The organism is Schnuerera sp., assembly GCF_035459645.1.
Classification (GTDB): domain Bacteria; phylum Bacillota; class Clostridia; order Tissierellales; family Tepidimicrobiaceae; genus Schnuerera.
The window spans coordinates 1-4,338 of the sequence record NZ_DATHXO010000425.1 but is presented as its reverse complement, the minus strand read 5'-3'; the positions used below and the strand labels follow the sequence as shown (position 1 = coordinate 4,338).

The window sequence follows — 4,338 nt, the reverse complement described above, 5'->3', positions numbered from 1 at the left end:
CTATATCTATGATTAAAATATGTTTCTTACTAATACCAGTATATAAATAAAAAGCTAGGACAATAAATAAGCTCATGGCAAGTACACCCAAAGTTTTAGCAATAAAAAAACTATATTTATATCTTCTAACATACCAATACTCTATTAACATAAAAAATGTTAAAGCCCAATAACCTAATTTCAAATGTTCCCAAAGACTTTCATTTACTGGGCTAAACAATGCAACTATTATAGATTTATTAGACCAATTATAAGTGAAATGCAAAAGAGAACCAACTATTATAATCCAAAAAATCCCTGCTATTTCCCATTTTTTTAACTTACTATAATCTATATTCATTATAACCACCTCCAATATATAAGGTGTCCATTTTTTATAAAATATATTACTCATAAATAAGGGACTATCAGAATTTCCTGATAGTCCTTTACAAACATTAAATATATTTCTATTCAATATTAAGCAACTGCATTTGCCTTGTCAATATTATTTAAAAACTCCTCAAAAGGCTGATTTCCAACAAACTCATATTTATCATTTATCGCTATTTTAGGAACACTAGATACATTATACTTATCAGATAAATCATAGAAAGTTTGTGCTTCAATCATCTCTGCATTAATATTTGGATTTTCTAAAGCTAATTTATGTGCTTTTTCAACTGCTCCTGGGCAATGAGGACAGCTAAGAGTTACGAATACCTTAATATTAATTGGTTTAGTCACTTTTTTAAGCCTTTCTTCAATAGGCTTTGGTAAATTGTTACTATTCCCTGAAACCTCTAAAATAGCAGCAATTAAAGAATTGATTTCATGCCCTGCAGGAATACCATTAAACTTAATCCTTTTGTATTCTTCGTTGTTATCCAATAATACAATACTCGGAGTAAGTTCAACACCATATTCCTTAGTTATTTCTTTATCCACATTTATGTCATATTGTTTAAAGTGAAGTTTTTCAGAAGTAGAAACTAATTCTTTCATAAACGATTCAGTTTCTTCACAAGTTTCACATGGTTCCTCTTTTGTAAAAAGCGCTATTGTCACATCGTTTTTCATACCTTCAAAAATTTCTTTCAATTGTTTTCTAATATCTTCATTTAACATTTCCATTAAAACATCCTCCTAAAATTTATTTATAAAAATTTACAAAGTATTTAAATATTCATTAGCAGATAGAGCAGCATTTGCTCCAGTAGCTGCTGAAATTATTATTTGCTTATAAGGATTATCTATAGAATCTCCAGCTGCAAAAATACCTTCAACATTGGTTCTACCAAATTTGTCTGCAATTATTTCACCTTTATCATTTAACTCAACTATATCCTTAAAAGGATCATTATTAGGCAAAGCTCCTATCTCTACGAATATACCATTTGTAGAAATAGTACGAATATTATCTGTAGCCTTATCCAACACCTTAACACCTGTAACTAACTTCTCTCCAATTACCTCAAGAATTTGTGTATTTAAGTGAACCTCTATGTTTTTTATCTTATTAATTTGATCAATCAAAATCTTATCTGCTCTTAATTGACTTCTATGAACTATAGTTACACTATTAGCTATTTTAGATAAATCAATGGCTGCTTCTATTGCAGAATTACCTCCACCTGCCACCACTACATCCAATCCAGCAAACAATGGACCATCACAAATAGCACAATACGCAACACCTTTTCCTACATATTCATCTTCACCTGGAACAGATAATTTCCTAGGTCTACTACCAGTTGCAAGTATAATGGATTTAGCTTTATAAGAGCTTCCATCAGACAAAACAATTTCTTTTATAACTGAGTCTTCAGATACTTTCAACCCCTCAACAGTAGAGTGTTCTAAAATAGGAATATCTAAATCCATCACATGGTCTTTAAACTTGTTCATCAATTCTTCACCACTTAAAGACGGATATCCCAAATAGTTTTCCACAACAGAAGTATCTACCACTTGTCCTCCAATATTTTTAGTTATTATCCCAACATTTGCTCCTTTACGTTTTGAATATAACCCTGCATTCAATCCTGCAGGTCCACCTCCGATTACTATTATGTCGTATACTGTATCAATGTCTAGTTTTTTACTATTATCAAAACCATCTTTTAAATTAACATCAAAATTAAAATCCATAAACAACCTCCTAACTTTTTGGGACGGTACTTGAATTTCATTGGTAAATACAAGCACTATTATTTATTAGTCAATATCTTACAAATTGAAGATTCTGATAAACCTCCAAATATTTTTCCAATTTCTTTAAGAGACAATGTAGAGTTTTTTCTAAATTGCCTAATTAAATCATTCCTCAAAGGTTTGTCAGCAATTATTTCCTCTACAGTTAAACCTTTAGTATTAGCTATCTCTTTCAATTCTATATACCCTTCTTCTATATTCCTAATGCAATCATCACAATCATTCATACTAACTAAACAGTCTTCCTTTTCAGTTAGTAAATCTAAATCCAATTTATCCAGCAAACCATCATCAAATATAATTCTTTGATCATAAAAACAGTAACTATTGTATCTAGTATCCTCTTCAATTCCACGAGCATGTATTTTGTCTAATATAGATATTAAATCTTTTTTATCCTCAATCAATATACTTTTATATCTATCCTTGAATATTGGAGAACTATCATCAATATACATAGCATATCTAATATTTATCCCTTTCATAATGCTGGATATATCTGATCCATTAGTGCCAATGATCAGATGGTATTCTTTTGATTTTATAACACAAAAGGCATATAGTTTAAAACCGCTAATCTTCTTTACAGATGATAAAATCGATAAAAACTTTTCTCTATCATCTTTATTGCGGAACAGTACTTTATCTTCATCACTAGATTGACTAATATAATAAACGCCATAATGATACTTATCTCTAGCTGTTCTTGGCAATTCATTCACATCCTTAAATAGTATTATAAACTAATTTAATAAAAAATTCAAGTACCGTCCCTATTTTTTTGAAAAAACCTAATTATAGTTTCTCATATTTAATCACAACCACATAAATTAGATAATTTTATGTCCATAGTAAATTTACATTCTTCGTCCATTTCATTATAAATTTCTAATATTAATTTATGTATCTTTTCTTTATCTCCTCTTATTGTAGTAGACAGTATTCCAACATTGTATTCTAAGTCATAGTCCATATAAAGGTGGAATATTTTTAAATAACCTGAACAAAATGTTTATGTATATTTCCATTTATTTTAATTCCATAACTCTTTAGTGTTTCATCTAATGCTTTCAATGTTAGATATATCTTTTCCTCGTAGCAATTTTCACCCATATGCCCAATTCTAAAAACCTTATCCTTTAGATGATCAAAAGCTCCTGCTATCATAGTATTATGTTTTTCTACCATATGGTTAAATATATCATCAAAAGTAACCCCATTGGGTATTAACACCGTAGTAACAGTATTTGAAAAGCCCTCTGTAGGATAAAGTTCTAACCCTGATTTAACTATGGCTTTTCTAACTGCATTACCTATTTTTTCATGTCTTTCTAGATAGTCTCCTTCCTCTAGCAACCTATCTATAGCAATATCTAAACTGTATATATTGCTAATAGGTTGAGTATAGGGAAACCATTTTTCTTCATACCAGTTTTTCCACAAAGCCAAATTACAATAGAAAGATTTAATAGGAGTTTCTCTATTTAATATTATATTCCAAGCTTCTTCACTAATACTTAAAAATGTCAATCCTGGAGAAGCTGACAAACATTTTTGACTTCCTCCTAGAACTATATCCATTTGCCAATTATCAACTTCTATAGGTTCTCCACCAATTCCCGAAACAGAATCCACTACAGAAACTATTCCATATTCCTTTAATAAAGGGCAAATCTTATCTACAGAATTGGTAATCCCAGAAGGCGTTTCACAATGTACCAAAGTAGCTAATTTAAAATCACTATCTTTTTCTAAGAAAGCCTTTAATTCTTCCAGATCAATAGGTTTTCTATAATCTCCTTTAAAATATACAACATCTCCACCATATATTTTAGCAAAATCACCAAAGCCATTCCCAAATATTCCATTATCTATGCAAAGTACTCTATCCCCTGGTTCAATAAGAGAAGCAGATGCAGCCTCTAATCCTAATATACCCTCACCATTTAGTATTAGTACATCTTCTTTAGTATTTAAAAGTCCTTTTAGCTTATTACAAGTTTCCTTATAATACTCAAAAAAATCATTATCCAAATCTGGATTGGTCGCGAGCACCTTTTCCGCAAAACAGCAAAAGTCCGCCGCTGCAGGCGCCCGGGCGGGCTGCGACTTGCCGCCGGGCAAGCGGGCGCCGAACCCCGCTTG

The 4,338-nt window shown here is 30.8% G+C and carries 6 protein-coding genes; all 6 read right to left on the bottom strand.

The genetic code is table 11. The annotated features are described in order from the left end of the window. On the bottom strand, positions 1-340 hold a 340-nt coding region (locus tag VK998_RS10110), incomplete at its 3' end, for a DUF6512 family protein (protein WP_325228008.1). Positions 341-459: 119 nt separating this feature from the next. Continuing rightward, the gene (gene pdo / locus VK998_RS10105) at positions 460-1,113 is read right to left on the bottom strand and encodes a protein disulfide oxidoreductase (RefSeq protein WP_325228007.1); all 654 of its coding nucleotides are present in this window, start codon (positions 1,111-1,113) and stop codon (positions 460-462) included. A 33-nt stretch (positions 1,114-1,146) separates the two neighbouring features. Then, positions 1,147-2,130, bottom strand: coding sequence for an NAD(P)/FAD-dependent oxidoreductase (locus VK998_RS10100; RefSeq protein ID WP_325228006.1), 984 nt, complete (start codon positions 2,128-2,130; stop codon positions 1,147-1,149). Between the two features lie 59 nt (positions 2,131-2,189). Beyond that, positions 2,190-2,906, bottom strand: coding sequence for a hypothetical protein (locus VK998_RS10095; RefSeq protein ID WP_325228005.1), 717 nt, complete (start codon positions 2,904-2,906; stop codon positions 2,190-2,192). A 98-nt stretch (positions 2,907-3,004) separates the two neighbouring features. Beyond that, positions 3,005-3,166, bottom strand: coding sequence for a hypothetical protein (locus VK998_RS10090; RefSeq protein WP_325228004.1), 162 nt, complete (start codon positions 3,164-3,166; stop codon positions 3,005-3,007). 17 nt (positions 3,167-3,183) lie between these two features. Continuing rightward, the gene (locus VK998_RS10085; RefSeq protein ID WP_325228009.1) at positions 3,184-4,317 is read right to left on the bottom strand and encodes a pyridoxal-phosphate-dependent aminotransferase family protein; all 1,134 of its coding nucleotides are present in this window, start codon (positions 4,315-4,317) and stop codon (positions 3,184-3,186) included. Positions 4,318-4,338: the final 21 nt, after the last annotated feature.